The 26,030-nt window shown below is 70.5% G+C and carries 19 protein-coding genes; 13 read left to right on the top strand and 6 right to left on the bottom strand.

The genetic code is table 11. The features are described from left to right. Positions 1–139 precede the first annotated feature (139 nt). Genes SK571_RS17110 through SK571_RS17080 form a run of 7 tightly spaced genes read left to right on the top strand, consistent with a single transcriptional unit; the run spans position 140 to position 15,108 of the window. Positions 140–6,793 (top strand): SDR family oxidoreductase, encoded by a 6,654-nt coding sequence (locus tag SK571_RS17110; protein ID WP_319985076.1) that lies wholly within the window; start codon positions 140–142, stop codon positions 6,791–6,793. Next, on the top strand, positions 6,781–10,446 hold the full coding sequence (locus tag SK571_RS17105) for a beta-ketoacyl synthase N-terminal-like domain-containing protein (protein WP_319985075.1): 3,666 nt from the start codon (positions 6,781–6,783) through the stop codon (positions 10,444–10,446). Before SK571_RS17110 ends, SK571_RS17105 begins: the two co-directional genes overlap by 13 nt. Beyond that, positions 10,446–10,706 (top strand): acyl carrier protein, encoded by a 261-nt coding sequence (locus SK571_RS17100; RefSeq protein WP_036014077.1) that lies wholly within the window; start codon positions 10,446–10,448, stop codon positions 10,704–10,706. Before SK571_RS17105 ends, SK571_RS17100 begins: the two co-directional genes overlap by 1 nt. Continuing rightward, on the top strand, positions 10,699–11,466 hold the full coding sequence (locus tag SK571_RS17095) for an alpha/beta fold hydrolase (RefSeq protein WP_319985074.1): 768 nt from the start codon (positions 10,699–10,701) through the stop codon (positions 11,464–11,466). Before SK571_RS17100 ends, SK571_RS17095 begins: the two co-directional genes overlap by 8 nt. Beyond that, positions 11,463–12,590, top strand: coding sequence for a glycosyltransferase (locus SK571_RS17090; RefSeq protein WP_319985073.1), 1,128 nt, complete (start codon positions 11,463–11,465; stop codon positions 12,588–12,590). Before SK571_RS17095 ends, SK571_RS17090 begins: the two co-directional genes overlap by 4 nt. Beyond that, on the top strand, positions 12,587–14,335 hold the full coding sequence (locus tag SK571_RS17085; RefSeq protein WP_319985072.1) for a methyltransferase domain-containing protein: 1,749 nt from the start codon (positions 12,587–12,589) through the stop codon (positions 14,333–14,335). Before SK571_RS17090 ends, SK571_RS17085 begins: the two co-directional genes overlap by 4 nt. After that, positions 14,332–15,108 (top strand): hypothetical protein, encoded by a 777-nt coding sequence (locus tag SK571_RS17080; protein ID WP_319985071.1) that lies wholly within the window; start codon positions 14,332–14,334, stop codon positions 15,106–15,108. Before SK571_RS17085 ends, SK571_RS17080 begins: the two co-directional genes overlap by 4 nt. Here SK571_RS17080 and SK571_RS17075 read toward each other — a convergent pair. From SK571_RS17075 to SK571_RS17060, 4 genes are all read right to left on the bottom strand, one after another. Continuing rightward, a complete protein-coding gene (locus tag SK571_RS17075) occupies positions 15,086–17,326 on the bottom strand; it encodes an exo-beta-d-1,3/1,6-glucosidase (RefSeq protein ID WP_319985070.1) in 2,241 nt (746 codons plus the stop codon). The two genes, SK571_RS17080 and SK571_RS17075, sit on opposite strands and share 23 nt — an antisense overlap. A gap of 232 nt (positions 17,327–17,558) precedes the next feature. After that, positions 17,559–18,056 carry a COG4315 family predicted lipoprotein gene (locus SK571_RS17070; RefSeq protein WP_319985069.1) on the bottom strand — a complete coding sequence of 166 codons (498 nt, stop codon included), beginning with the start codon at positions 18,054–18,056 and terminating at the stop codon, positions 17,559–17,561. 33 nt (positions 18,057–18,089) lie between these two features. Continuing rightward, positions 18,090–18,725 carry a TetR/AcrR family transcriptional regulator gene (locus SK571_RS17065; RefSeq protein WP_319985068.1) on the bottom strand — a complete coding sequence of 212 codons (636 nt, stop codon included), beginning with the start codon at positions 18,723–18,725 and terminating at the stop codon, positions 18,090–18,092. A gap of 91 nt (positions 18,726–18,816) precedes the next feature. Next, positions 18,817–19,404 carry a D-alanyl-D-alanine carboxypeptidase family protein gene (locus SK571_RS17060; protein WP_319985067.1) on the bottom strand — a complete coding sequence of 196 codons (588 nt, stop codon included), beginning with the start codon at positions 19,402–19,404 and terminating at the stop codon, positions 18,817–18,819. Between the two features lie 245 nt (positions 19,405–19,649). On the opposite strand from SK571_RS17060, the gene SK571_RS17055 reads away from it, so the two are divergent. The 4 genes from SK571_RS17055 to SK571_RS17040 all read left to right on the top strand — a co-directional run bounded on the left by SK571_RS17055 (position 19,650) and on the right by SK571_RS17040 (position 24,025). Beyond that, on the top strand, positions 19,650–20,060 hold the full coding sequence (locus SK571_RS17055; protein WP_319985066.1) for an SSI family serine proteinase inhibitor: 411 nt from the start codon (positions 19,650–19,652) through the stop codon (positions 20,058–20,060). Positions 20,061–20,192: 132 nt separating this feature from the next. Further along, positions 20,193–21,290 carry a calcium:proton antiporter gene (locus SK571_RS17050; protein ID WP_319985065.1) on the top strand — a complete coding sequence of 366 codons (1,098 nt, stop codon included), beginning with the start codon at positions 20,193–20,195 and terminating at the stop codon, positions 21,288–21,290. A gap of 109 nt (positions 21,291–21,399) precedes the next feature. Beyond that, positions 21,400–22,764: an FAD-binding oxidoreductase gene (locus tag SK571_RS17045; protein WP_319985064.1), complete on the top strand. Its 1,365-nt coding sequence runs from the start codon at positions 21,400–21,402 to the stop codon at positions 22,762–22,764. 130 nt (positions 22,765–22,894) lie between these two features. Next, positions 22,895–24,025 (top strand): lipase family protein, encoded by a 1,131-nt coding sequence (locus SK571_RS17040; protein ID WP_319985063.1) that lies wholly within the window; start codon positions 22,895–22,897, stop codon positions 24,023–24,025. On the opposite strand, the gene SK571_RS17035 is transcribed toward SK571_RS17040, so the two are convergent. After that, positions 24,015–24,281, bottom strand: coding sequence for a hypothetical protein (locus tag SK571_RS17035; protein WP_319985062.1), 267 nt, complete (start codon positions 24,279–24,281; stop codon positions 24,015–24,017). The genes SK571_RS17040 and SK571_RS17035 overlap by 11 nt on opposite strands. A gap of 12 nt (positions 24,282–24,293) precedes the next feature. Here SK571_RS17035 and SK571_RS17030 point away from each other — a divergent pair, with 12 nt between their 5' ends. Then, a complete protein-coding gene (locus tag SK571_RS17030; protein WP_319985061.1) occupies positions 24,294–24,572 on the top strand; it encodes a hypothetical protein in 279 nt (92 codons plus the stop codon). Here the strand turns inward: SK571_RS17030 and SK571_RS17025 are convergent. After that, positions 24,547–25,005 carry a DUF3291 domain-containing protein gene (locus SK571_RS17025; RefSeq protein ID WP_319985060.1) on the bottom strand — a complete coding sequence of 153 codons (459 nt, stop codon included), beginning with the start codon at positions 25,003–25,005 and terminating at the stop codon, positions 24,547–24,549. The two genes, SK571_RS17030 and SK571_RS17025, sit on opposite strands and share 26 nt — an antisense overlap. A gap of 25 nt (positions 25,006–25,030) precedes the next feature. Here SK571_RS17025 and SK571_RS17020 point away from each other — a divergent pair, with 25 nt between their 5' ends. After that, positions 25,031–25,972, top strand: a complete 942-nt coding sequence (locus tag SK571_RS17020) for a D-2-hydroxyacid dehydrogenase family protein (protein ID WP_319985059.1) — start codon at positions 25,031–25,033, stop codon at positions 25,970–25,972. Positions 25,973–26,030 lie beyond the last annotated feature (58 nt).

Here is a 26,030-nt window from a genome sequence, read left to right as displayed (position 1 = left end):
AGGTTACGTAGATGAGAAAGTTTCACCACCCCCCTCGACGGCGCCGCGGGTTTGTGCGTACGGTGAGCGCGCTGTAACCGTACCGGTCAGTAGTAACCCTAGCTGAATTCCTTTCTCCCCACCCCTGCAGGGTGAGGAAGTGAGCGCAGTGGACATGCTGTCGGATCGAGAACGGGTGCTGTGCCTGAGTCCTTTCGGCACCCCCAACCCGGCCCTCGTGGTCGCGGCCGAACGAGCCGGCGGGCTCGGTGTGCTCGACCTCGGGCCCCACGCCGCCGCCGACCTCGGCCGTGTCACCACGCGTCACCCGCGCGCCTTCGGGGTGCGGCTGCACGGACCGTTGACCGTGCCCCTGCCGGACACGGTCGACACCGTCGTCGTGGATCTTGTTCGACATGTTCCGAACCTCGCTGAGCTGGGTGGACGCCGTGTCCTCGCGGTGATCGCCTCGGTGGCGGAAGCCGTTGCGGCGATCGAGTTCGGAGCCACCGGCTTGATCGCGAAGGGTGCCGAGTCGGGCGGCCGAGTGGGTGGTTCGCCCGCGTTCGTGCTGCTCCAGCAGGTGCTCTCGCTGACCGACCTGCCGGTCTGGGTGGCCGGGTCGATCGGCCCCGACACGGCTGCCGCAGCGGTCGCCGGTGGTGCTCGCGGAGTGGTGCTGGAAGGCCAGCTCACACTCGTCGCGGAGGCGCGAAAACATATTTCCGGCGAAATTGTCAACGCGGTCCGGATGATGGACGGCGCCGACACCGTCGTGAACGACGGGTTACGCGTTCATGTTCGTCAAAACGCGCTCGAAATTGGTCAGGAAGGTTCCCTGGCGGATTCTTACCGTACCTCGTTCGGCACTGTCGGAGGCGTGGTCGGAGCCATTCAACGGGGGATGAGGAACAATCTCACCCTGGCGGGTGAGCACCGCTCGATCCGGTCCGGCGGACCGTTCTGCGACCGCGTCCCCGGCCTGCGGTACCCGATCGCACAGGGCCCGATGACCCGCGTCAGCGACCAGCCCGCGTTCGCCGCGGCCGTCGCCGAGGGTGGTGCGCTGCCGTTCCTCGCGCTCGCGCTGATGGAGGGCCCGGCGGTCCGCGAACTGCTGGACCACACCGCCGCCAAACTCGGCGAACGGCCGTGGGGCGTCGGCCTGCTCGGCTTCGCTCCACCGGAACTGCGGGCCCGGCAGATGGAGGCCGTGCTGGCCGTCCGGCCGAAGTACGCGATCGTCGCCGGGGGCACGCCCGCGCAGGCACGCGAACTGGAGGACGCCGGCATCGAGGCGTTCTTGCACGTGCCGTCGCCCGCGCTGCTGCGCCGGTTCCTCGACGAGGGCGCGCGCAAGTTCGTCTTCGAGGGCTCCGAGTGCGGCGGGCACACCGGTCCCCGGACCAGCTTCACGTTGTGGCAGCAGCAGATCGACGTGCTGCGCGGACGTGAGAAGGACGTCGTCGCCCTGTTCGCGGGTGGCATCCACGACGCCCGCTCGGCCGCCATGATCTCCGCCATGACCGCGTCGATCGCGGCACGGGGCGCGGCGGTCGGTGTTCTCGTCGGCACGGCCTACCTGTTCACCGAGGAAGCCGTGACGCACGGCGCGATCCAGCCGGTGTTCCAGCAGGTCGCGCTGGAGTGCGAGGACACGGCACTGCTGGAGACCTCGCCGGGCCACGCCGTCCGTTGCGCGCAGACGTCCTATGTGGACACCTTCGAGCAGGCGCGGGCCGAGCTGACCGGACTGTCGAAACAGGAGAGCTGGGAGAGGCTCGAACAGCTCAACCTGGGACGGCTCCGGCTCGCCAGCCGCGGTCTCGTGCGCGAGGACGGCACGCTCAAGCCGGTCGGCGAGGACGAGCAGCGCCGCGAGGGCATGTTCATGATCGGCCAGGTCGCGACGCTGCGGTCCGAACGCACCACCATCGCGGAGCTGCACGAGGACATCGTGTCCGGCGTGCCGCCCGAGACCGTCGCGGAAGCAGTCGAGCCTGAACCGCTGGACGTCGCCATCGTCGGCATGGCCGCGATCATGCCGGGCGCGCGTGACGTCGCGGAGTTCTGGGCGAACGTCCTGGCGGGCACCGACTCCATCACCGAGATCCCGCCGGACCGCTGGTCGCCCGAACGCTACGGCAGCCCGTTCCGGTGGGGCGGCTTCCTCCCGCGCACGGCCTTCGACCCGCTGGCGTACGGGATCCCGCCCGCGTCGCTCACCTCGATCGAACCCGCCCAGCTGCTGGCGCTCGAAGTGTCGGCGCGAGCGCTCCAGGACGCCGGCTACGCGACGCGGGTGTTCGACCGCGAACGCACGTCGGTGATCTTCGGTGCCGAGGCCGGTGCCGACCTCGCGAACGCCTACACGGTCCGCACCGCGTTGCCCGCACTGGGCATCCGCGGCCTGGACGACCACCTGCCGTCGCTGACCGAGGACTCGTTCCCCGGCGTGCTCGGCAACGTGATCGCCGGCCGGGTCGCGAACCGGCTCGACCTCGGCGGCGCGAACTACACGGTCGACGCGGCCTGCGCGTCCAGCCTCGCCGCGCTCGACGTGGCGTGCAAGGAACTCGTCGGCGGCACCAGCGACATGGTCCTGTGCGGCGCAGTCGACCTTCACAACAGCGCGCACGACTACCAGATGTTCGCGTCGGTGAAAGCCCTGTCTGCCAAGGGCCGCTGCGCCACGTTCGACTCGGCGGCGGACGGCATCGCACTCGGCGAGGGCGTGGCCGCCGTCGTCCTGAAGCGACTCGCCGACGCCGAACGGGACGGTGACCGCGTCTACGCGGTGGTCAAGGGCATCGGCGCGTCGAGCGACGGCCGGTCGCTGGGCCTGACCGCGCCGCGTCCGGAAGGCCAGCAACGGGCCCTGCGCCGCGCCTACGCGGCGGCCGGGCTGCCGGTGACCGCCGTCGGACTGGTCGAGGCGCACGGCACCGGAACCGTGGTGGGAGACCGCACCGAGCTCGCGTCGCTGACCGAGATGTTCTCCGGCGTCGAACCCGGCACGTGCACGATCGGCTCGGTCAAGTCGCAGATCGGCCACACCAAGTGCGCGGCCGGGCTCGCGGGCGTGATCAAGGCCGCCCTGGCCGTGCACACCGGCGTGCGGCCCGGGACCTTGCACGTCAAGCAGCCCAACGCTTTCTGGGACGCCCGGACCAGCCCGTTCGCGTTCGGCCACCGCACTTGGGCGAGCAGGAACCGGATCGCGGGCGTGAGCGCGTTCGGCTTCGGCGGCACGAACTTCCACACCGTGATCGCGGGCTACACCGGAGCCGACGAACCACGGCACGGCCTGACCGCCTGGCCCGCCGAGCTGTTCCTGATCCGCGGCGACGACCAGGCTGCGGCACAACGGGAAGCCGCCCGTCTCGCTGGACTGGTGGACGAGCGGACGCCGTTGCGTTCGCTGGCCGCCGCTTGCGGGAACGGCACGGTCCAGGCTGCGTTCGTGGTGAGCGACCACGCCGCACTGCGGAAGGCTTTGGCGGACGTCGAAGCCTGGCGTGCTTCGGACGTCGTGACGTTGCGGACGGGGGAGCGGCCCCAGGTCGCGTTCCTGTACCCCGGCCAGGGCAGCCAGCGGCCCGGCATGCTGCTCGACCTCGTCACCGCTTTCCCGCGCCTGCAGGACTTCCTCGACGCGCGCTACGAGCGGGTGATGTACCCGCCGGCCGCGCTGACCGCCGAGGATGTCTCGCGGCAACGCGCGGAGATCACCGACACCCGCAACGCCCAGCCGGCGCTCGGCATCGCCGGGCTCATGGTCACGGCGCTGCTGGACTCCGTCGGCGTGCGGCCGGACCTGGCCGGAGGCCACAGCTACGGCGAGCTGGTCGCGCTGTCGGCGGCCGGTGTGTTCGGCGCTTCCGAGTTGCTGGAGCTCAGCGTCGCGCGGGCCGAGGCCATGCTGGAGGCGGTCGGCGAGGACCCCGGCACGATGGCCGCGGTGACCGCCGCGGTGGCCGAGGTCGAAGCGCTGCTGCCGCCCGATGTCGTGGTGGCCAACCACAACGCGCCCGACCAGGTCGTGATCTCGGGCCCGGCCGAGGCCGTGGCCGGTGCGGTCGAGGTGCTCCGGGCCGCCGGGCTGACCGTGAAGAACATCCCGGTCGCCGCCGCGTTCCACAGCCCGCTGATGGCCGGCGCCCGCGACCGGTTCGCGGCCCGTCTCGCGGAGATCTCCCTCGGCGAGACGCGGTTCCCGGTGTGGTCCAACGTGTCCGCGGCTCCGCACGACGACGTGCTCGAAGGGCTGTCCGCGCAGCTCGCGGGACGGGTGCGGTTCGTGGACCAGATCGAGTCGATGTACGCGGCGGGCGCCCGGATCTTCGTCGAGGCAGGCCCCGGCGGCGTGCTGACGTCACTGGTCGGCAAGACCCTCGGCGACCGGCCGCACCAGGCGTTGCGCTGCGACGACCACGTGACGTTCCTGCGCACTCTGGCGACGCTCGCGGTCGCCGGTGTCGAGGTGGACACCGCACCGCTGTTCGAGGACAGGGCCGAACCGGCCACGGCCGTGCCGCCGAGGCCGGGCTGGTACGTGGATGGAGGACTCGTGCGGGACGCGAACGGTGACGCACTGCCTGGCGGGCTCCGGCCCGCGACGGAGTTCCCGACGCTGCGAGTGGGGTCGGGGCTGGGGCGTGACGAGATCATCGAGAAGTTCCTGGACGGGATGCGGGACGCGGTCAGCGCCCAGCGCGACGTCCTGCTGAGCTACCTCGGCACCGAGCCCGCGCCGGTTCCGGTGCCCCGGCAGGTGATAGACCAGCAACCCGTCGTCGTCGCGGAGCCGGTGGCCAAGCCGCAGGAGGACGTGGGCGCGGTGGTGCTGCGGACGATCAGCGCCCGCACCGGCTACCCGGTCGAGATGTTGCAGCCGGGGCTGGACCTGGAGGCGGACCTGTCGATCGACTCCATCAAGCGGACCGAGATCGTCGGTGAGCTGGTGGCCGAGCTGGGCGCCGCCGGGTCGGTCGACGAGCTGGCGCAGCTCAAGACCGTCGAGGGCATCGTCGGCTGGTTCGGCGCCGCTGCCCCGGTCGCCGCTGCGGGCAAGGACGTCCGGGCGGTCGTGCTGCGGACGATCAGCACGCGCACGGGCTATCCGGTCGAGATGTTGCAGCCGGGGCTGGACCTGGAGGCGGACCTGTCGATCGACTCCATCAAGCGCGCCGAGATCGTGGGCGAGCTGGCCCAGGAACTCGGCGCGGCAGGGGAGGTCGACGAGCTGGCGCAGCTGAAGACGATCGACGGGATCGTCGCCTGGTTCGGGGAGACCCCCGCGATCTCGGCAGCCGCCCCGGCCACCGCCCTCACGACTCCGGCCACCGCCCTCACGACTCCGGCCACCACCCTCGCCGAGGCCGCCCCAGCTGACGCCCTCGACGCCACTGCCCTCGGCGCCGCCACCGCGCTCACTCCCGCCACCACCTCCACCACCGCCGTGCCTGGCGGCACCCCGCTCACCGGCGGCCGGCTGGTCCGGCTGGTTCCCCAGGTCGTGCCCGCGGAACCCGCCGTCCCCACCGACCTCACCGGCAAGACCGTGCTGATCGTCGACGACAACGGGATCGGCCTCGAACTCGCCGACCTGCTCGAACGCCACACCGCCCGGCCGCGCATCGAGCCGTCCTTCCCGGCCGACCTGACCGGCGTCGACGTCGTGATCCGGCTCCAGGCACGGCTGCCGGAGGCGTTCAGCGAGGTCAAGGCGTGCGTGACGAACGGGGTCGCGCTCGTCGTGGTGACCACGGGCGGCGGCACGTTCGGCTTCGACCACCAGCCCGACGAGCTGCCGGCGGACATCGGCCTGCACGGCCTGATCCGCACGGCGGCGCTCGAGTACCCGGATCTCGTGGTCCGCTCGGTCGACGTCAACCCCAAGGAGAGCCACCGCGACATCGCCACCGCGCTGCTCGCCGAGATCGGGCCCGGTCCGGCCGTCGTCGGCTACCAGGCCGGCCGGCGCCAGGTCATCGAGGTGGCCGAGTCAGCACTCGACCCCGCGCCGCTCACCCTCGACGCCGACAGCGTGGTGCTGCTGACCGGTGGTGCCCGCGGCATCACCGCGCTCGCCGCGACCGGGCTGGCCGAGCGCACCGGTTGCCACGTCGAGCTGATCGGGCGCACACCGATCGCGCCCGAGGACCACCGGCTCAGCCACGCCACCACCGAGCCCGAACTCGTGAAGGCTTTGTTCGAGCTCGGCGAGAAGGACGACGTACCGGCGAAGGCGCGCAAGGTCCTCGCCGAACGCGAAGTCCGTCAGACCATGGAACGGTTGCGCGCCAAGGCATCGAGCGTGCGCTACCACGAGTGCGACGTCACCGACGCCGAAGCCGTGGGCAGGGTGGTCGACGACGTCCTGGCCCGGTTCGGCCGGCTCGACGGCGTCGTCCACGGCGCGGGTGTGCTCGACGACAAGCTGATCGAGGCCAAGACCCAGGAGTCGTTCGACCGGGTCTGGGCGACGAAGGTGAACGGCGCCAAGGCGTTCGGCGACGGGTTCCTCGTGCTGTTCGGCAGCGTCAGCGGCGTGTTCGGCAACCGCGGCCAGGCCGACTACTCGGCGGCGAACGACGCGCTCGACCGGATGGCCAGGTTCTGGGGCGCGCAACGCCGTGTCGTCGCCGTCGACTGGGGTCCCTGGGCCGGTGCGGGCATGGCGTCCGGGCTTGCCGGCGAGTACGCGCGGCGCGGCATCCCGATGATCGAGCCTTCGCAGGGCGTGGACGCGCTGCTCAACGAGATCGCGAACGGTCAGGACGTGCAGGTGGTCTACCGATGGGAGGCATAGCGATCGTCGGGATCGGCGCCGTCTTCCCCGGTGCCCCGGACGCGGCGACGTTCTGGCGCAACATCGTCAGCGGCGTCGACGCGATCGGTCAGATCCCGCCGGGCCGCTGGGACCCGGCCACCTACTACGACCAGGACAGCAGGACCGGCGACAGGTTCTACTGCCGCAAGGGCGGGTTCGTCGACGACCTCGCGGAGTTCGACCCGACCAGGTTCGGCATCATGCCGTCCACTGTGGACGGCGCGGAACCCGACCAGCTGCTGGCCCTCGCCACGGCCGCCGAGGCCATCGCCGACGCGGGCGGCGAGTCCGTGCTGCCGTCGAGAGACCGCGTCGGCGTGGTCGTGGGACGCGGCGGTTACCTCACGCCCGGTTGCGCGCGGCTGGACCAGCGGGTCAGGCTCGCCGACGAGGTCGTGTCGGTGGTCGGGGACCTCTTCCCGAACCTCGCCGGCGCCGAGCTGAACGCAGTCCGCCAGGCCATTCGCGACCGGCTCGGCCCGGAGCAGCCGGAGTCGTCGATCGGGCTCGTGCCGAACCTGGCGGCGTCGCGCATCGCCAACCGGTTCGACCTCAAGGGCACCGCCTACACCGTGGACGCGGCCTGCGCGTCCGGGCTGGTCGCCGTCGAGCACGCCGTCCGCGAACTCCAGGAGGGTCGCGCGGACGCCATGCTCGCCGGCGCCGTCCACGTCTGCCACCACCCAACGTTGTGGAGCGTGTTCACGCAGCTCAGGGCGCTGAGCCCGACCGAGCGGATCCGGCCGTTCGACGCGAACGCGGACGGCACGCTGCTGTCCGAGGGCGTCGGCATGGTCGTGCTGAAGCGGCTGGAGGACGTCGGCGACGAACGCGTCTACGCGGTGATCCGCGGCATCGGCACCGCGAGCGACGGCCGCGCGACCAGCATGATGACGCCGAACCCGGACGGTCAGCTCCTCGCCGTGCACCGGGCCTGGGCCAACGCCGGTCTCGATCCCCGCGAGAAGTCACCGGGTCTGATCGAGGCGCACGGCACCGCCACGCCCGCCGGTGACGCCGCCGAGCTGCAGACGATGATCAACGCGTTCGGCGGGCAGGGCGACGAGATCGGCATCGGCACGGTCAAGTCGATGATCGGCCACGCGATGCCCGCCGCCGGCATGGCCGGGCTGATCAAGGCCGCACTCGCGCTGCACCACAACACGCTTCCGCCGACCCTGCACGTCGACACCCCGCACAGCAGCTTGGCCGGTACGAGGTTCACACCCGTGACGACTGCTCGCGAGTGGACCGGACGGCATCGCGCGGTCGTGAACGCGTTCGGGTTCGGCGGGATCAACGCACATGCCGTCCTCGACGGCCACACGATCGCCAAGCCGCGCAAGCCGGTCATGACCTTCGCCGCGGACACCGCCGACGAACTCGCCGGCGCGCTGAAGGAACGCCGCACCTCCAGCGCCGACAGGGCGTTCCGGCTCGCCATCGGCAACCCGGACGAGCGCAAGCTCAAGCTCGCCGAACGGGTGCTGGCCCAGGGCAAGGCCTGGCCCGGCCGCCACGACATCTGGTTCTCCCCGCAACCGCTGCTGACCGGCACCGACCAGGTCGTGTTCCTGTTCCCCGGCTTCGAACGCGAGTTCAGCGGCGAGGTCGTCGACCACGCCGTCGGGCTGCTGCAGGACGGCCGCCGCGAAGCCCGCGAACTCATGGCGCTCGGCATCACGCCGGGAGCGCTCGCCGGGCACAGCATGGGCGAGTGGACCGCGATGGTCGTCGGCGGCATCTACCCGACGATCGACGAGTTCGTCTCGGCGCTCGGGCCGGGTGCGGTCGCGGTCGTCGACATCGCTTACGCCGCACTGGGTTGTTCCGCGGACACCGCCGAGCAGTACCTGGTCGACGGTGTGACGATCAGCCACGACAACTGCCCGCACCAGTCGGTGATCTGCGGCCCGGTCGACCGCCTCGAGCAGGTCCTCGGCACGCTGAAGGCGAACGGCGTGATGGCGCAGCTGATGCCGTTCCGCACCGGCTTCCACACCCCGGCGCTCGCCCCGTACCTGGGCCGGGCCAAGGAGATGCTCGACCAGCTGCCGGTGCGCGCGTCGGACGTCCCGGTGTGGTCGGCGAACTCACTCGAACCGATGAGTGCGGACGACGTCCGCGAACTGGTGCTGCGGCACCTGGTGGAGCCCGTCCGGTTCCGGCCGCTGCTGGAACGCCTGCACGGCGCGGGTTTCCGCGCGTTCGTCCAGATCGGGCAGGGCAGCCTGACCGGCTTCGCCGGCGACACGCTGCACGACAGGCCGCACATCGCCGTGAACGCCGACATCGCGCCGGAGGCGTTGTGGGCGTTCGGCCTCAAGCGCGGTACCGCCCACAAGGTCAAGCTCCGGCTCGGCACACCGAAGATCACGCTCGACGCGCTCAGCACCCAACCCGTGCTGGTGGCCGATGACAGCCCGATGTCCGCCGCCGTCAACAAGCTCCTCGCCCACACCAACGCGGTCGCCCGCGAGGTCGTCGGCGCGCTCAGGCCGAACGAGGCGGGCTTCACCCGCGAGTTCTCGCTGCGGACCATGCCGGAGCTGGTCGACCACTCGGTGTTCCCGCAGGCACCGGGCTGGCCGGACCTCGCGGACGGGTTCCCGATCGTGCCCGCGACCGGCCTGCTGGAGGTGTTCGCGGACGCCGCGCGCCGGCTCACCGGAGGCACGGTCCACGGGTTCGCTCAGGTCAAGGCCAAGCGCTGGCTCACCGCGCTGCCCGCGACGACCGTCAAGATCTCCGCCCGCGCGGAGAGCCGGGACCGCGTCTTCGTCAAGGTCGGCGACTACGCCGAGGGCGTCGTGCTGATGTCCCCGCAGACCCCGGAGCCGGTCGGCAAGGAGCTCGAAGGCGTCCGCGAGGCGCCGGTCACCGCCGCCGAGCTGTACGCGGACAACTGGATGTTCCACGGACCGGCGTTCGCGGGCGTCACGAAGATCGACTGCCTGGCGGACAACGGGATCGTGGGCGTGCTGACGCCGTTGCCCGCGCCGGGAGCGTTGCTGGACAGCGCCGGGCAGCTGATCGGCCACTGGATGCAGGTCTGCCGCACCGAGGACCAGACCGTGCTGCCGACCGGCATCGAGGGGGTGACGTTCCACGGACCCGCGCCGACAGGTGACGTCCGCTGCACCGCGTGGATCCGCGAGGTCACCGCGCAGGTGATGGTCGCCGACGCCGAGCTGACCGTGAACGGCGCGCTGTGGTGCCGGATCACCGGCTGGACCACCCGCCGGTTCACCACGGACGACCGGATCTGGCAGGTCAAGCTCAAGCCGGGCACCGAGATGCTGTCCACTCAGGACGGTGACCGGGTGCTGGTGGTGGAGAACTGGGCCGACAGCGCGACCCGTGACCTGATCATGCGCCGCTACCTGAACTCCGCCGAACGGCACCACTACGGCGACCTGGACGTGCCCGCCCAGCGGGACTGGCTGCTGCGCGTGATCGCGGTGAAGGACGCCGTGCGCTCGTGGCTGTGGGATCGCGGAGCGGGGCCGATCTACCCGGCCGAACTGAGTGTGACCGCCGACGGGCGTGTGCGCGGGGCCTTCGCCGTGCCGCGAGTCGAAGTGACATCCGAACCGGGGCGAGCCGCGGCCCGCGTGCGAACGGAGATCTGATGGACGAGGTGCTGCAGCAGGTCGCGAAGCTGATCACCGAGGTGGTCGGGCCCGACTTCCTGCTGGGCGTGGAGATCACCCGCGACACCACGTTCAGCGACGACCTGGGCCTGGAGTCGATCGAGTTCGTCGCCCTGGCGGACAAGCTCAACGCCCACTACGGCGTCGACCTCGTGGCCTTCCTGGCGGACATGGACATCGACGAGATCATGGCGATGTCCGTCGGCCGGCTCGTCGACCACATCACGGCCCGTGTCTGAGGTTCACGCCCGAGGGTTGCGCTTCCACGTGCAGCGGCTCGGGCCGGAAACGGGACCGACCGTGGTGTTCGTGCACGGCCTGGTGATGGACAACCTGTCCAGCTTCTACTACACGCTCGCCGCGCCGCTGGCCCAGGCCGGGTTCGGCACCGTGCTGTTCGACCTGCGCGGGCACGGCCTGTCCGAACGGCCGCCGTCCGGTTACACGCCGGAGGAGAGCGCGCTCGACCTGGTCGCCGTGCTCGACGAGATCGGCGTGACCGAGCCGGTCTTCCTGCTGGGCAACAGCTACGGCGGTGTCGTCGCGATGCACGCGGCCGTCCAGGCTCCCGAACGCGTCGGTGGCGTCGTGCTGGTCGAGTCGGCGGTCGGGGGAGTGGTCGGCGACGCGTGGTTCGAGGACATCACGAACACGCTGACCGTCGCCGCGCTGGGCCTGGAGTTCGACCGGACGCAGGACCAGCTGATGGCCCTGGGCCAGCGCAAGATCGCGAAGCTCGCCGTGAACGCCAACGCGTTGCTCAACGGCACGACGTTGATCGACGACCTCGGCTCCGGCGCGAAGCTGGACCTCACGCAGGTCCAGTGCCCGGTGCTCGGCGTCTACGGCGCCGAGTCCGAACTGATCGGGGCCGCCGCCGAACTGCGCGAGCGGATCCCGTCCTGCCGGCTGCACGTGGTGTCCGGGCTGGGGCACACGGTTCTCCGCGAGGCCACGGCCGAGCTGCTGGACGTGCTGTTCGACTGGCTGCCGTCATGAGCCGGTTCCTGTTCGTCGTGCCGCCGTTGACCGGCCACGTCAACCCGACCGCCTCCGTGGGGGCCGAGTTGCTGGCGCGCGGGCACGAGGTCGCGTGGGTCGGGCATCCCGGCACGCTGCAACCGCTCCTGCCGGACAACGCGCTCGTGTTCGCCGCGATCGACGACCACCTGGAAGCCGTCATCCGCGCTCAGCGGGAGCGCTGGCTCGCGTTGCGCGGGATGGCGGTGCTCAAGTTCTTCTGGGAGGAGTTCCTGATCCCGCTGGGGCACGCGATGGTGCCGGGAGTCTCGGACGCCGTCACGGTGTTCGCCCCGGACGTGGTCGTCGCCGACCAGCAGGCGCTGGCGGGACCGCTGGTGGCGCGCGGCGCCGGACTGCCGTGGGTGACGTCGGCCAGCACGTCCGCCGAGCTGGTCAACCCACTGAGGACGATGCCGAAGGTCGACGCCTGGGTGCGCGACCTGCTGCACGACTTCGCCGGTGGGGACATCAGGTTTTCCGACCGGCTGGTGCTGGTGTACAGCTCGAAGGCGCTGGTGGCGGGGGAGTTCGGCGAGGAGGTGGCGTTCGTGGGCCCCGCGCTGACCCATCGCGTGGAACGGGTGGACTTCCCCTGGGAGAGGCTGACCGGCGGGCGGCGGGTGCTGATCTCGCTGGGCACCCTGAACGGACCCGCGGGCGAGCGTTTCCTCGGCCAGGCCCTGGAAGCGGTCGCGGAACTCGACGTGCAGGCCGTGATGGTCGCTCCGCCGAGGCCCGCCCCGGCGAACGTCCTGATGCTGCCCTCGGTGCCGCAACTCGCGCTGATGCCGCACCTGGACGCCGTCGTCACGCACGGCGGACACAACACCGTCTGCGAAGCGCTCGCGCACGGGTTGCCACTGGTCGTCGCACCGATCCGCGACGACCAGCCGACCGTCGCCGCCCAGGTCGTGGAGGCCGGCGCCGGAGTGCGGCTGACCTACTCACGGGCGCGGGCAGCAGACATCCGCAGCGCACTGGCATCCGTGCTGGACGAGCCGGAGTACGTGGCCGCCGCCGAGCTGGTGCGCGAATCGTTCTCGGCGGCAGGCGGCGCAGCGGCCGCAGCCGACCTACTGGAAAAGGTGGTGGCCGGGTGATCCTCAGCGTGCTGGTCGTGGTGGTCGTCCTGCTGGACGTGCTGCGCCTGCGTTCCCGCGCGTCCAAGCTGCGAGTGCTCGCCCGGGGCGCGGGCGGGCACTCGCTCCTCACCGCCACCGGAGTCCATCCGGAGGGCTCGTGGGAGTCCGACGCCGATCTCGTCGACCTCGTCCCGCGCGACCTGCCCACGGTCGCCGCGCTGGACCTGCTCGGCGCCGTTGATCCCGGCAAGTACCGCGACGACCAGTGGGCGCGCGGGATCAGCGCGTCGCAGGCCGTCCTGGTGCGGGAGCCGTACGTCGAGGAGGTCGACCCCGACGACCCCACCGAGTTCGTGGCGTACGTGCGGCGGGTCAAGGACCACGTGCGCGCGCGGGTCGACATCGCGGTCGCGCCGGGGCTGAAGGCCGGGCCGTACGACCTCGGGTACCGCGCGGCGACGTTGCGGCGGTTCGGGAAGCGGCCGTCGCTGTGGATCGCGGGCTCGGTCATCGGCTATGCGACCGTGGTCGCCGCCCTGGTCACGAACTGGCAGTGGGGTCTCGCCGCGCTGGCCGCCTACTCGGTGCACCCGGTCCTGGTGTTCGCCGGCACGCCGCTGAAGCCGCGTGACCTGTGGGTGCCGCGCGTCCTGCGCACGCCCTACCTGTGGTTCAAGACCGCCGGGGGAAAGAAGTCGACGGCCGAGAAGCGTCAGGCCCAGCACCTCGAACAGGCCGCGCCCTGGTACGAGCAGAACCGCGACCGGAACTTCCACGAGGCGCCGCGCGCCAACTGCCCGTCCTGCGGGAGCAACGACCTGCGCCGCTGGGTCACCGCGACGGACCTGGTGCAGCGCAAGCCCGGCACGTTCACGATGGACCGGTGTGTCCGATGTGGACACGTCTGGCAGAACCCGCGCCTGACCGAGGAGGGCCTGGGCTTCTACTACCGCGACTTCTACGACGGCCTCGGCGAGACGTCGGCGGAAGCGGTGTTCTCCGGCAAGACCGAGCCCTACTACGGCCGGGCGCGCATGGTCGAGCCGTTCACCAAGCCCGAACGCTGGCTGGACGTCGGGTCCGGGCACGCGCACTTCTGCCTGGGAGCCAAGGAGGTCCTGCCGCAGACGAGGTTCGACGGGCTCGACCAGGGCGCGGCCATCGAGGACGCGGCGCGGCTCGGCCGGATCGAGAACTCCTACCGCGGCAGCTTCAAGGACTTCGCGGGCGAGCTCAAGGGCCGTTACGACGTGATCAGCATGCACCACTACCTGGAACACGTGCGCGATCCGTGGGAGGAGCTCGACATCGCCGCGGACGTGCTGCCCGACGGCGGCTACCTGCTGATCGAGCTGCCGGACCCCGAGTGGCGGCTGGGCAGGCTGTTCGGCCAGTACTGGATGCCGTGGTTCCAGCCGCAGCACCAGCACATGATGCCGATCGGCAACCTGCAGGACGCCCTCGCCGAGCGCGGACTGACCACCGTGGCCACCGAGCGGGCGAAAGCCCACCTGTGCAACGACTTCACTCTCGCGCTGCTGTTGTGGCTGGGCGACAAGGCACCGCGCACGCCCGCGCCGTGGCGGCCGGGCAGGGTGCGGCTGAGGAGGACCCGCAGCTTCCTGGTGTGGACGCTCGGCATCCCGGCGTTCTTCGTCGCGCTGGCGCTGGACCAGACGGTCAACCGGTTCCTCGCCGCGCGCACCGGCAACGGCAACGCCTACCGGCTGCTGGCCCAGAAGGCGTTGGTGCAGCAGGCATGACGGTGGACATCGCGGATCGGCCTGAGCTCGCGCCGGAGCTCAGGCTGGTGCCGCACGCGTTCCGGCGCACGTTCGGCCGGCCCGCGGAAGGCGTCTGGTACGCCCCCGGAGTACTGAACCTGCTCGGTGGCGCGATCAAGGTGCCTGCCAGGTGGGGTGCCATCGTGGCGGGGGACCGGCGCGATGACGGCCTGCTCGAACTCGTGTCGGTGAACCGGCCGACCGAGCGCGCCCTGTTGCCGTCCGACGACGTCCCGGCCTGGGCGGCGGGCGTGCGGGCGAGGGGCGGAGCCGCGTTGATGTGCAGCGTCGACCTGCCGCGGGGGAGTGGCCTGTCCGCGAGCGAGGCGCTCAGCGCGGCCGTGGAACTGGCGCTCCAGGACCTCTCGGGCGAGCGGTTCGAGGAGGCGCGGGCCGAGGCGCTCGATCTGCCGGGCCAACGGCTGCTCGTCGTCGACACCCGGATCCGGCGCCGGGAACCGCAGGTGGAACGGCCGTACCTGCGCGAAGCAGACGATCTCGGCGTGGCGTTGACGGCGTACCACCGCGCTCAGGACCCGGATCCGGAGCAGCACGCGGTGGTCGAGGCCGCACTGGCCGCCGGCGCACGCGGCGCCAGCACGTTGATCGACCCGCCGGGCAGGCCCGCTGTCGCACTGGTCGACGCGGACCTGGTCCCGGCGGTCAAGAAGGCGATCACGAAGGCGGTGGAGATCCCTCCCCGCTACCTCACGATCGTCCCCGGTCCCTTCAAGGCAGCGGCTTTACGGTGAACTCCGCCCGGCGGAGCTCCTTCGAGCTCGGACCCACCAGGAGGACGAACTCACCCGGCTCCACCACCCGGTTGCCGACGGCGTCGACGATCGTGCAGGTGGAGACCGGGAGCTCGATGTCGACCTCCACGGTCTCGCCCGGCTCCACGTCGACCTGCCTGAACGTCTTGAGCTCCTTGTCGGCCCAGCTCACCGAGGTGACGGCGTCGCTGACGTAGACCTGCACGGTCTCGCGGGAAGGCCGTGACCCGGTGTTCGTGAGCGAGATGCACGCCTTGACGGTCTCGTCGGGACGCAGGACCGCCGTCTCGACGTGCAGGTCGCCGTACTCGACCGTCGTGTACGACAGGCCCTCGCCGAACACGAACGCGGGCTCCTGCGTCAGGTCGGCGTAGCGCGTGCCGTGCTGGCCGCGGATCTGGTTGTAGTAGGTCGGCTGCTGCCCGGCGTGCGCCGCGAACGAGATCGGCAGGCGGCCGCTGGGCTCGACCAGCCCGTGCAGCACCTCGGCGATCGCGCGGCCACCCTGCATGCCGGGGTTCGCCACCCACAGCAGCGCGGCGGCGTTGCGCGCGGACGCGGGCAGGACCAGCGGCTTCGAGGCGAGCAGCACCACGACCAGCGGCGTGCCGGTCTCGGCCAGGGCGTCGAGCAGGGCGATCTGACCGCCGATCAGGTCGAGCGTGGCGGTGGACCGGCCCTCGCCGACCAGTTCGATCACGTCACCGACGACGGCGACCACGTAGTCGGCGCCCTCGGCCGCCGCGACGGCCTCGGCGATCAGGTTCGCGTCCGGCGCGCAGGCCTTCACGACCGGTGGGCGCGGCTGGCCGTCGGGGAACGTGTCGCCCTCGGGGTCCGGCTCCAGGGTCAGGATGTCGGCGCCGCGGGCGTAGGTGACCTCCTGCGACGAGAGCTCGCGCAGTCCGTCGAGGACCGTCGTGATCATCTCGCGCGGATGGCCGTTGGGCAGCCAGTCGGCCTGGCCGGACGAGCCGGCCCAGTCGCCGAGCTGGGTCTGCGCGTCGTCGGCGAGCGGGCCGACGACCGCGATCTTGCCCTTCGGCTTGCCGAACGGCAGCACGCCGTCGTTGCGCAGCAGCACCAGCGACCGGCGCGCGACCTGCAGGTTCAGCGCCACGTGGTCCTCGTGGTTGATCATCACGCGCTGGCGTTCGGCGTCGGGCCTGCGCGGGTTCTCGAAGAGCCCGAGGTCGAACTTGAGCGTCAGGATGCGGGTGACCGCGCGGTCGAGGTCCGACTCGGCCAGCAGACCGTCCTCGACGGCCTGCAGCGCGCCGTCGAAGAACTGCGGGGTCGTCATGATCATGTCATTGCCGGCCTTCACGGCGGCCGCGGCGGCGTGGGCGTAGTCGGGCTGCAGCTTCTGCTCCCAGACCATGCGGCCGACGTTGTCCCAGTCCGTGATGAGCGTGCCCTGGTAGCCCCACTCGCCGCGCAGGACCTCGTCGAGCAGCCACGAGTTGACCGTGATCGGCACGCCGTCGGTGGACTGGTAGCCGAGCATGAACGTCGCGCAGCCCTCGCGCGCGACCCGCTCGAACGGCGGCAGGAACCACGACCGCAGCTTGCGGCGCGACAGGTCGGCCTCGCTCGCGTCCCGGCCGCCCTGGGTCTCGGAGTACCCGGCGAAGTGCTTCGCGGTCGCGAGGATCGCCGTCTCGTCGGCCAGGCCGTCGCCCTGGTAGCCGCGGACCATCGCCGCCGCGAGCTCCCCGATCAGCACCGGATCCTCGCCGAACGTCTCGTCGACACGGCCCCAGCGCAGGTCCCGCGAGATGCACAGGACCGGCGAGAACGTCCAGTGCACGCCGGTCGCGGCGGCCTCGACGGCGGTGACGCGGGCGACCTGCTCGACCAGCTCCGGGTCCCAGCTCGCGGCCATGCCCAGCTGCGTGGGGAAGATCGTGGCGCCCTCGTAGAACGAGTGGCCGTGGATGCAGTCCTCGGCGATCAGCAACGGGACGCGCAGCCGCGTCCGCGTGGTGAGGTCCTGCGCGCGCAGCACTCGCTCCGGCGAGGTGTGCAGGATCGAACCGACGTGCTTGCGCAGCACGTGGTCGTCCAGGTCCTCCCTCGAGTCCAGCTGCATCATCTGGCCGACCTTCTCGGCCAGCGTCATGCGGCCCAGCAGGTCGGCCACCCGCTCTGCGGTGGGCAGCGTGGCGTCGAGGTAGGGCACGTCGTCGCGATCCATGTGGTCTCCGAGAGGGCTCGTGCGGCGGCAGCGTCTATGGGAGCGCTCTCACAGTTGATACCTGAAACCGGTTCCGGGCGAAACCGGTTTCTTGATTTCCGGTACAAACGAATCGGTTGAGTAACCCGAACGCGACAAACCGGCAACCCTGTGGGGTCACCGGTTCCAGTGTGTCGCGTGGGCGTCACGCGGCGCGGTTGCGTCGGACGCCGGAAAGTCGGGCAGGAGAGGGCTAGCGAGAGGCTTTCGTGCCGGTCGGTGAGATGGCGAACCACTTGTCGTCCACGCCGTGCCCGGTCGCGTCGCCGGCCCCTTCGTCGTCGACGTACCGGTACACCGGCTTGCCGGCGATGGTGACCTGCTCCAGCCCGTCCGGGCGCTTCGTCGTGCCCAGCAACGCCTGGTCGAGACCGGGTGCCTCGATCTTGCCGCCCGCGGCCAGCAACGGTGGCCACACCAGCGTGCACTCCGGTTCCAGGCAGGTCGACTTCGACGGGCCGTCCTGGGTGGTGAAGTAGAGGGTGTAGTGCTCGCGGTCGGCGACGACGGCACCGACCGCGGGCGACTCCACGACCTGCAGTTTCGCGATGTCTCCCGGCAGGATCTGGGTGGGCCCCGCGACCGGACCGGCAGCGGCCTCCAGTTCGGACAGCGTGGCGGTCTCCTGCTCCGGTGAAGCAGAACAGGCACCCAGGCACACGAGCAGCGCGAGAACGGCGAATCGGCTCACATCGGGGATTACGGACAGCGGTGCCCCAACGGTTCAGCGCTCCTGCGGGACGTCTGCCCTCAGGATGGCCGCCAGCATGAGCTCGCGGATCTCCTCGGCGATCTCGTCGACCGCGAGCGGCGGCCGGTGTGCCTGCCACTCGCGCAGCAGACCGGTGATCGCGCCCACGAGCGCTATCGCGGTGAGCCGGTACGACCGCTGCGGCGCCACGCCCGTGGCCGCCGCCCTCAGCGCCTCCGACTCGATGAACTCGGCCCACGTGTTCACCCAGCGCACGTGCTGCTGTTCGATCTCCGCGTTCACGCCTACGGCCTCGACGTAGTTGAGGCGCGGCGCGCGGGGGTCGGCCGTCACGCTGCTCACGAACACGTCCAGCAGCGTCGTGATCCGGATCCGCAGGTCAGCGGTCTCCAGCTCGGCCAGTGCCGTGCGGACCCGCGTGAACGCCGTGGCGTTGATCAGGTCGTGCAGGTCGCGCAGCAGGGCCTCCTTCGAGGCGAACTCCTCGTAGAAGTTGCGCGTGGAGACACCGGCCTCGGTGCACAGCTCGGAGATCTTGGTGGCCGCGAAGCCCGTGCTCGTGAACAGCGCCAGACCGGCCTGCAGCAGCTTCGCCCGGCGCTCGGCCTTGCGCTGCTCGGGTGAGATGCCGCCGTAGGCACGAGCCACCGGAGGTGCTCCAATCTGGTAACTGGGCTTGTCAGATTACGTCGGCGCAACCTCACGCGCACCCCAGGCGTCTAGACCTTTGCGCGGGGGTTCAGCTGCCCGTCGCGCTGGGGATCAGGGCGGGGCAGCCTCCGGTGAGATAGCCGGAGTTGTACTCGAAATGCCACTGCTCGTTTTCGTAACGGCGGCACCAGCCGAGGGTGCTGCCGTTTTTCTCGACCCATTTCGCCGATTCGATCGGCTGCACGTCGACCGCGAATCCGATGACGTGCATCGAGCGGTCCGGCGGATTCAGGACGTACTTCGCCGCGAGTTCTTCGGTCCCGAACTTCTTGACCGCGTCGTCGAACTCCGCCTGCTGTTGCTTACGGCTGCGCTTGCCGTCGTTCAGGCAGAGCTTGACGCCCTGCTCAGAGGCCTTCTGGCGCAACTTCAACCACGCCTGCAGCACCTCGGGGCGCAGGCCTTCCGGCTCCTCGTCGAAGTAGCGCGCGTCGATCGGGCAGTTCGGCCCGTCGGGTGGTCCGGGCACCTCCTCGATTATCGCGAGCGGTTTTCCCGGATGGCGGTCGAACACGAGCGTCAATCTGCCCAGGTAACCCAGCGCGCCGCCGGTGGAAACCACGAGTGTGACGATCAGGAGCACGCCGAACACGACGCGTCTGGAGGTCTTGGACATGATTCGAATAATACGTCGGCACGCAACCGCGTCTGTCAGCAACCCGTAACAGTCCTTCGGCAGCTCTGTCCCCGCGAACGTGGCGATCGACACATCCGTTCGGCCCAATCACGCTTTCGGTGGAGCGGGCGAATGTGATCGGTGAACAGATCCTGGCCCCTTTCGCCGCAGCGATTCGAGGTGGCAACATCTGCATCGGCCGAGAACCGGCCCGTTTTTGTGAGGTCTCAGGAGGACCGTTTTTCATGTCCGGCCGCATCTTTGCGTTCGTCGCTCTGTTCGTGTCGCTCTTCGCCTTCGCCGGCACCGCCCAGGCCGCTCCCGCGGCACAGTCCCCGTCTTCTTCCCGCGGCGGCACCGCGCTCGTGCTCTCCGTCCAGTACTCGGAGTTCGACGGCAACGCCTTCAAGGCAACGGTGCTGACCTGCGAACGAGGTGACCAGCACCCGCGCAGGGCCCTCGCCTGCGCGACGCTCGCCTCCGCCGGGACCGACCTGCAGACCATGCAGGCGGACGACCGGGCGTGCACGTTCCACTACGCGCCCGTCGAGGTCGCGATGTTCGGTTTCTGGCGCGGTGAGCCCGTGAGCGAGGTGCACACCTACCCGAACTCGTGCGTCATGTTGGCGCACACCGGTGCCCTCTTCGATTTCTAGGAATCGAACACGGCACCTCAAATAAATGTGGAGCGGGGCGCGGCAGGGGCGCTCCGCTCCACATTTCGTGGCACCCGGAATGGGTGTTGCGCCGAATGGCGGACGGCCCGCCGGGCATGCGAGGGTTGGATCATGGCCGCCGCTCCCCGCTTCCCGCTGCTCCACTGGACGACCATCACCCCCGTGCTCGGCATGGTCCTGCTCGCCCTGACCTGGGGGCGTGACCTCGGGGGCCTGCTCGTCGCGCTCGTCGCCCTGGTCCTCGCCGCGACCGTCCTCGCCGCCGTGCACCACGCCGAGGTCGTCGCCTTGCGGGTGGGGGAGCCGTTCGGATCCCTCGTCCTCGCGGTCGCGGTGACGATCATCGAGGTGGCGCTGATCGTCACGCTCATGGTGTCCGGCGGGCCCGAGGCCTCATCTTTGGCGCGCGACACGGTGTTCGCGGCGGTCATGATCACCACGAACGGCATCGTCGGCATCGCGTTGCTGCTCGGCGCGCTGAAGCACCACACGATCCTGTTCAACGCGGAGGGCAGCGGCGGCGCGCTCGCCACCGTGATGACGCTCGCCACCCTCACGCTGGTGCTGCCGACGTTCACCACGACGACGCCCGGCCCCGAGTTCTCCGGCCCGCAGCTCGCGTTCGCCGCATTCGCCTCCCTCGGCCTGTACGCGCTGTTCGTCTTCACCCAGACCGTCCGGCACCGCGACTTCTTCCTGCCGGTCGACGAGGACGGCGTGATCAAGGCGGACGAACACGCCGAGGCTCCGTCCGGCAAGGCCGCGCTGATCTCGCTCGGCTTCCTGCTCCTCGCCCTGGTCGCGGTGGTCGGCCTCGCGAAGATCGAGTCGCCCGCGATCGAGGCCGGCGTGCGCGCGGCCGGGTTCCCCCAGTCGTTCGTCGGTGTCGTCATCGCCCTGCTGGTGCTGCTGCCCGAGACGATCGCCGCCGCCCGCGCCGCGTTGCGCGACCGGATCCAGACCAGCCTCAACCTCGGCTACGGCTCGGCGATCGCGAGCATCGGCCTCACGATCCCGACCATCGCGCTGGCGACGATCTGGCTGGACGGGCCGCTGATGCTCGGCCTCGGGTCGACGCAGATGATCCTGCTGCTGCTGACGGTGCTCGTCAGCGTCCTGACCGTGGTACCGGGCCGTGCGACGCGTCTGCAGGGTGGCGTTCACCTGGTGCTTCTGGCCGCATTCCTGTTCCTGGCTGTGAACCCGTAGCCGGTATCGTTCCCGGTCTCCGGATCCGTTGTGCCCCAGCTCATCCGACTCCTACGTTCGTGCCATGTTGCGTCGCAGGGCACTTCTGCAATCGGCCGCTTGGGGAGCTGTGTCGGCACTCGTCGGCAGGTCCACAATGGACGTCCAGCTGATCAGGCCGGGCGACGCCGCCTACAGAGACGCCAAGCTCGGTCACTTCACGCAGTACGACGCCCAGCGTCCCAGCACGATCGCGCGAGTCGTGTCCCCCGCGGACGTCCAGCGCTGCATCGAGATCGCGCGCCAGGAGCGGACGAAGATCACCGCACGCTGCGGTGGCCACAGCTATCCGGGTTACTCCACCGCGGACGGTGCCCTGGTCGTCGACGTGCGCGGTCTCAACCGGATCGACGTCCGGCCGGACGGCACGGCCGAGGTCGGCGCGGGCGTGCTGCTGATGGATCTCTACCTCGCACTCGCGAACGCCGGGCGGATGATGCCGGCGGGCACGTGCGCGACGGTCGGCATCTCCGGGCTGACGCTGGGCGGCGGCATCGGCGTGACCGCCCGGCAGTTCGGCCTCACCAGCGACCGGCTGGTCAGCACGCGGATCGTGACACCGGACGGCGTGCACCGCACGGTGTCGGCCACCGAGCACGCCGACCTGTTCTGGGCGTTGCGCGGCGGTGGTGGCGGCAACTTCGGCATCGTCACGTCGTTCGTGTTCCGCACCGAACCCGCGCGCAACCTCACGACGTTCACGCTCCAGTTCCCGTCGGCGGCGCTCGCCTCGTTGCTCGGCGTGTGGCCGGACTGGCAGGGCACGGCGCCGGACGCTCTCACCTCGACCGTCGGCGTCGGCAGCGGCTCGACCCCGCACGTCGAGGTCGGCGGCTGTCTCGTCGGCACGCCGGCGAACCTCCGTCCGCTGCTCGACGACCTCGTCCGCCGCGTGGGCTCGCAGCCCACCTCGCGCCGTGAGACGGAGCAGAGCTTCCTCGCCGCGATGGAGCGGTTCGCGTGGTGCCGGGTCAGCGACGGCTCGTGCCGGCCGAGCTGGAACGGAGGCGGCGGCAGCCAGTCGCGCGGCAGCTACGTCGCGACGTCGCGGATGCTGACCAAGCCGATCACCGATCCGCAGAAGCTCGCCGACATCTTCAAGAACACCCCGAACTCCTACAACATGATCGACGCGCTGGGCGGCGCGGTCGGTCGCGGCCCGGCCACGGCGTTCCCGCACCGCAGCGCCCTCGCGAGCATCCAGGTCGAGCTGTCGTTGCAGGCAGGGGAGGCGAACGCGCGGCGCGCGATGGGCGTCGCGCGGGACGAGCTCGGCAGGATGTTCGGTGCCACCGGCTACGTCAACTACATCGACCCGCAGATGCCGGACTGGGCGAACGCCTACTACGGCTCGTCGCTGACCAGGCTTCGTGAGGTGGCGCGCAAGTACGACCCGGACCGGGTCTTCGCGTTCCCCCAAAGCTTGGCGTCGTGAGCGGAACTGGCTCGGTCGATCTCCGCTCACGACACCAGTCATGAATCCATAAAGCCGAACGGACTATTGTCCTGTTGCGGCGTTCGGCCCTACATTGCGGTAACGCCGGTTACCACAAAGGGGTCCAACGATGCAGCTCCGTGCCGTGCTCGCCGCCGTCCTCCTGATGTTCAGCCTGGTCACGCCCGCAACCGCCGCAGCGCCGGGGGAGCTGGTCAGCAGCCGGGAGGTGGCGTGGCACCCGGAGCCGCTCAGACTGCTACCGGCTCCGGTGAAGGCCTACGACATCCGCTACAGCTCGACGTCCGCGACGGGCACCGCCAACGTCGTGTCCGGCATGGTGCTCATGTCACCGCTGCCGTGGAACAACGGTCCGCGGCCGATCGTGGCGTACGCGATGGGCACGCAGGGCATGGCCGACAGGTGCGCGCCGTCGCAGCAGCTGCAGAACGGCACCGAGGTCGAGATCGCGTTCCTCGCGCAGGCGATGTTCAACGGCTGGGCGGTCGCGGTGACCGACTACGAAGGCCTTGGCACGCCAGGAGATCACACCTACGCGGTGGCTCGTTCGGAGGGCCGTGCCCTGCTGGACGTGGCACGGGCGGCGAGCGGCATCCCCGGTCTGTCCGCGGACGCCCCGGTCGGTGTCTTCGGCTACTCGCAGGGTGGCCAGGCCGCGTCGGCCGCCGCCGAGCAGTGGAAGTCCTACGCGCCCTCGCTGAACGTCGTCGGCGTCGCCGCGGGCGGCGTGCCCGCCGACCTGAACGCGGTCGCGAAGTTCAACGACGGCAACGCGGGTTCCGGACTGGTGTTCGCAGCCGCGGCGGGATATGCCCAGGCCTATCCCGAACTGCCGTTGACGTCGGTGCTCAACGCCCGCGGCAAGCAGGTCATCGACCAGATCCGCGAGTCCTGCGTGGCCGAGATCGCCCTGGTGGCACCGTTCACGCGGCTCAACGCGCTGACCACGCGGCCGGACGTCATGCTCGACCCGTTGTGGCAGAACAGGTTGAAGGAGAACACGCTCGGCTCGGTGAAGCCGGCCGCGCCCGTGTACCTCTACCACGGCACGCTCGATGAGCTCATCCCGTTCGCCGTCGGGCAGAAGCTGCGCTCGCAGTGGTGCTCGCTCGGAGCCGACGTGCAGTGGACGCCGCTGCCGTTGCTCGGGCACGTCACCGCGGTCAGCGCGTGGGGCTCGAACGCGCTGAACTGGCTCGGCGACCGCTTCGCCGGTCGGAGCACGCACCCTAACTGCTGATCACCGCGGCGGCGAGGGCCGGGAACCAGGCCAGGGGCGAGATGCAGGCGTGCGCCAGCGGAAGTGGCCTCTTCAGCAGGGACGTCATCGCCCGGAAGTAGGCGATGCCCCGCGCGTCCGGGTTGCTCTTCCGCCAGCCCTTCACCATCAGGGTGTCCCCGAGGGTGAGGTGCAGGGTGAGCACGGCGAACCCGGCCCACGCCAGCAACGCCGAACCCGTGGCCACGAACGCGATCCAGACGCCGAGCCCGACCATCGAGGTGACGAGGTGGTAGTAGGCGAGGGCCGGTACCGTCTTCGCGCTCTGAGGACGCGCACCAGCAGCACGAAGCCGATCGTGGACGACCGCCCCGACTTGCGGGGCCGGGCCACGATGGCGTCGATGCTGATCCCGGCCCTCGCCGGCCTCGGCGCGCGTGACCCGCTGGCGGCCTCGGACACGCTCGGCGCCTGTGTGCAGGGCCTGTTCCTGCAGCAGTTCGGGAGGGGCGAGGCGATCGATCCCCGGCCGCTGGTGGAGGTCATCGTCCGGGGTGCTCTGGCGTGAACCGCTTCCGGAACGTGAAGCCCTCGGGCGTCGGCCCGTTCTGCCTGATCAGGTCGAGCCTCGCGAGGCCCTCGTCCGTCGTGGGCCGATGCCCGGCGGGGACCCACCACATCACGTCCAGCACGCTGTCGGGCTCGAACCACTGCTTCGTGCGCTTGACCGCTTCGAGATGCACCCCGCTGAACGCGAACTGCCACAGGGCTTCGACCGACTCCCACACGCTGAGGTTGAACGCCTCCAGCATCGGATCGCGCCCCAGCCGCTGCATGTCGGCCGTCATCCGGTCCGAGCTCGGCCGCCAGACGAAGCCGGGAGCCTGCTGCGCCAGGTCGTTGATCGCGTCGATCCGGCTCGTGAACCCGCGCATCCTCCAGTGGTCGAAAGCCCACCGCCCGGTCGAGATGTTGGCCTGGGCCAGGTGGAAGGCTCCCATGCCCCTACTCTGACATGATCAGCGCATGAGGTGTGTGGTGCTGGACGACTACCAGGGCGCGGCGCTCGCCAACGCCGACTGGTCGGGTCTCGACGTCACGGTCGTGCGCGAGCACCTCGACGACCCCGCCGACGCCCTGGCCGAGGCGGAGTGCGTCGTCATCATGCGTGAGCGCACCCCGTTCACGGCGGAGCTGTTCGCGCGGCTGCCCCGGCTGCGACTGCTGATCACCAGCGGCATGCGCAACGCGTCGATCGACCTGGCGGCGGCGGAGGAGCACGGCGTCACGGTCTGCGGCACCGGCAGCGCGAAGACCCCGCCGGCCGAGCTGACCTGGGCGTTGATCCTGGGGCTCGCGCGCCACCTGGCCGTCGAGAACGCCGCCTTTCACTCCGGCGGCCCGTGGCAGAGCACGATCGGCGTCGACCTCGCCGGGAGCACCCTGGGACTGCTCGGTTTCGGTCACCTCGGCACCGCGGTCGGCCGTGTCGGCAAGGCGTTCGGCATGGACGTCGTCGCCTGGAGTCCCAACCTGACCGCGGACCGCGTCGAGGCGGAGGGCGTGCGGCTCGCGTCCGGGCTGCACGACCTGCTGGCGCAGAGCGACTTCGCGTCCGTCCACCTCGTACTCGGCGACCGCAGCCGCGGCCTGGTCGACGCGGCCGCGCTCGCGTGCATGAAGCCGGGCGCGTTCCTGATCAACACCTCGCGCGCCGCCATCGTCGACCAGGTCGCGCTCCTCGACGCGTTGCGCGGCAACAAGATCGCGGGCGCGGGCCTCGACGTCTTCGAGACCGAGCCGCTGCCCGTCCAGCACGAGCTGCGGACGTTGCCGAACGTGCTCGCGACCCCGCACCTCGGTTACGTCACCGCCTCGAACTACCGCACGTACTTCCAAGAGGCAGTCGAGGACATCCACGCGTTCGTCCGGGGCGCGCCCATCCGGGTGCTGACCCACTCCCAGTAGGTGTCTGGTCTGCCGAACGGGTGATTGCCGACGGCTCGCCGATCCGAGGGTTAACGGC

Origin of the sequence: Lentzea kristufekii, from assembly GCF_033949925.1 — a bacterium.
GTDB classification, from domain to species: domain Bacteria; phylum Actinomycetota; class Actinomycetes; order Mycobacteriales; family Pseudonocardiaceae; genus Lentzea; species Lentzea kristufekii.
This window is presented reverse-complemented; position numbering and strand designations above follow the sequence as displayed.

Coding starts and splice junctions, on each gene's coding strand:
- SK571_RS17055 (WP_319985066.1), top strand. CDS start 19,650: ATGTCCGGCCGCATCTTTGCGTTCGTCGCTCTGTTCGTGTCGCTCTTC.
- SK571_RS17090 (WP_319985073.1), top strand. CDS start 11,463: ATGAGCCGGTTCCTGTTCGTCGTGCCGCCGTTGACCGGCCACGTCAAC.
- SK571_RS17025 (WP_319985060.1), bottom strand. CDS start 25,005: ATGGGAGCCTTCCACCTGGCCCAGGCCAACATCTCGACCGGGCGGTGG.
- SK571_RS17050 (WP_319985065.1), top strand. CDS start 20,193: ATGGCCGCCGCTCCCCGCTTCCCGCTGCTCCACTGGACGACCATCACC.
- SK571_RS17035 (WP_319985062.1), bottom strand. CDS start 24,281: ATGGTCGGGCTCGGCGTCTGGATCGCGTTCGTGGCCACGGGTTCGGCG.
- SK571_RS17100 (WP_036014077.1), top strand. CDS start 10,446: ATGGACGAGGTGCTGCAGCAGGTCGCGAAGCTGATCACCGAGGTGGTC.
- SK571_RS17020 (WP_319985059.1), top strand. CDS start 25,031: ATGAGGTGTGTGGTGCTGGACGACTACCAGGGCGCGGCGCTCGCCAAC.
- SK571_RS17040 (WP_319985063.1), top strand. CDS start 22,895: ATGCAGCTCCGTGCCGTGCTCGCCGCCGTCCTCCTGATGTTCAGCCTG.
- SK571_RS17060 (WP_319985067.1), bottom strand. CDS start 19,404: ATGTCCAAGACCTCCAGACGCGTCGTGTTCGGCGTGCTCCTGATCGTC.
- SK571_RS17075 (WP_319985070.1), bottom strand. CDS start 17,326: ATGGATCGCGACGACGTGCCCTACCTCGACGCCACGCTGCCCACCGCA.
- SK571_RS17080 (WP_319985071.1), top strand. CDS start 14,332: ATGACGGTGGACATCGCGGATCGGCCTGAGCTCGCGCCGGAGCTCAGG.
- SK571_RS17105 (WP_319985075.1), top strand. CDS start 6,781: ATGGGAGGCATAGCGATCGTCGGGATCGGCGCCGTCTTCCCCGGTGCC.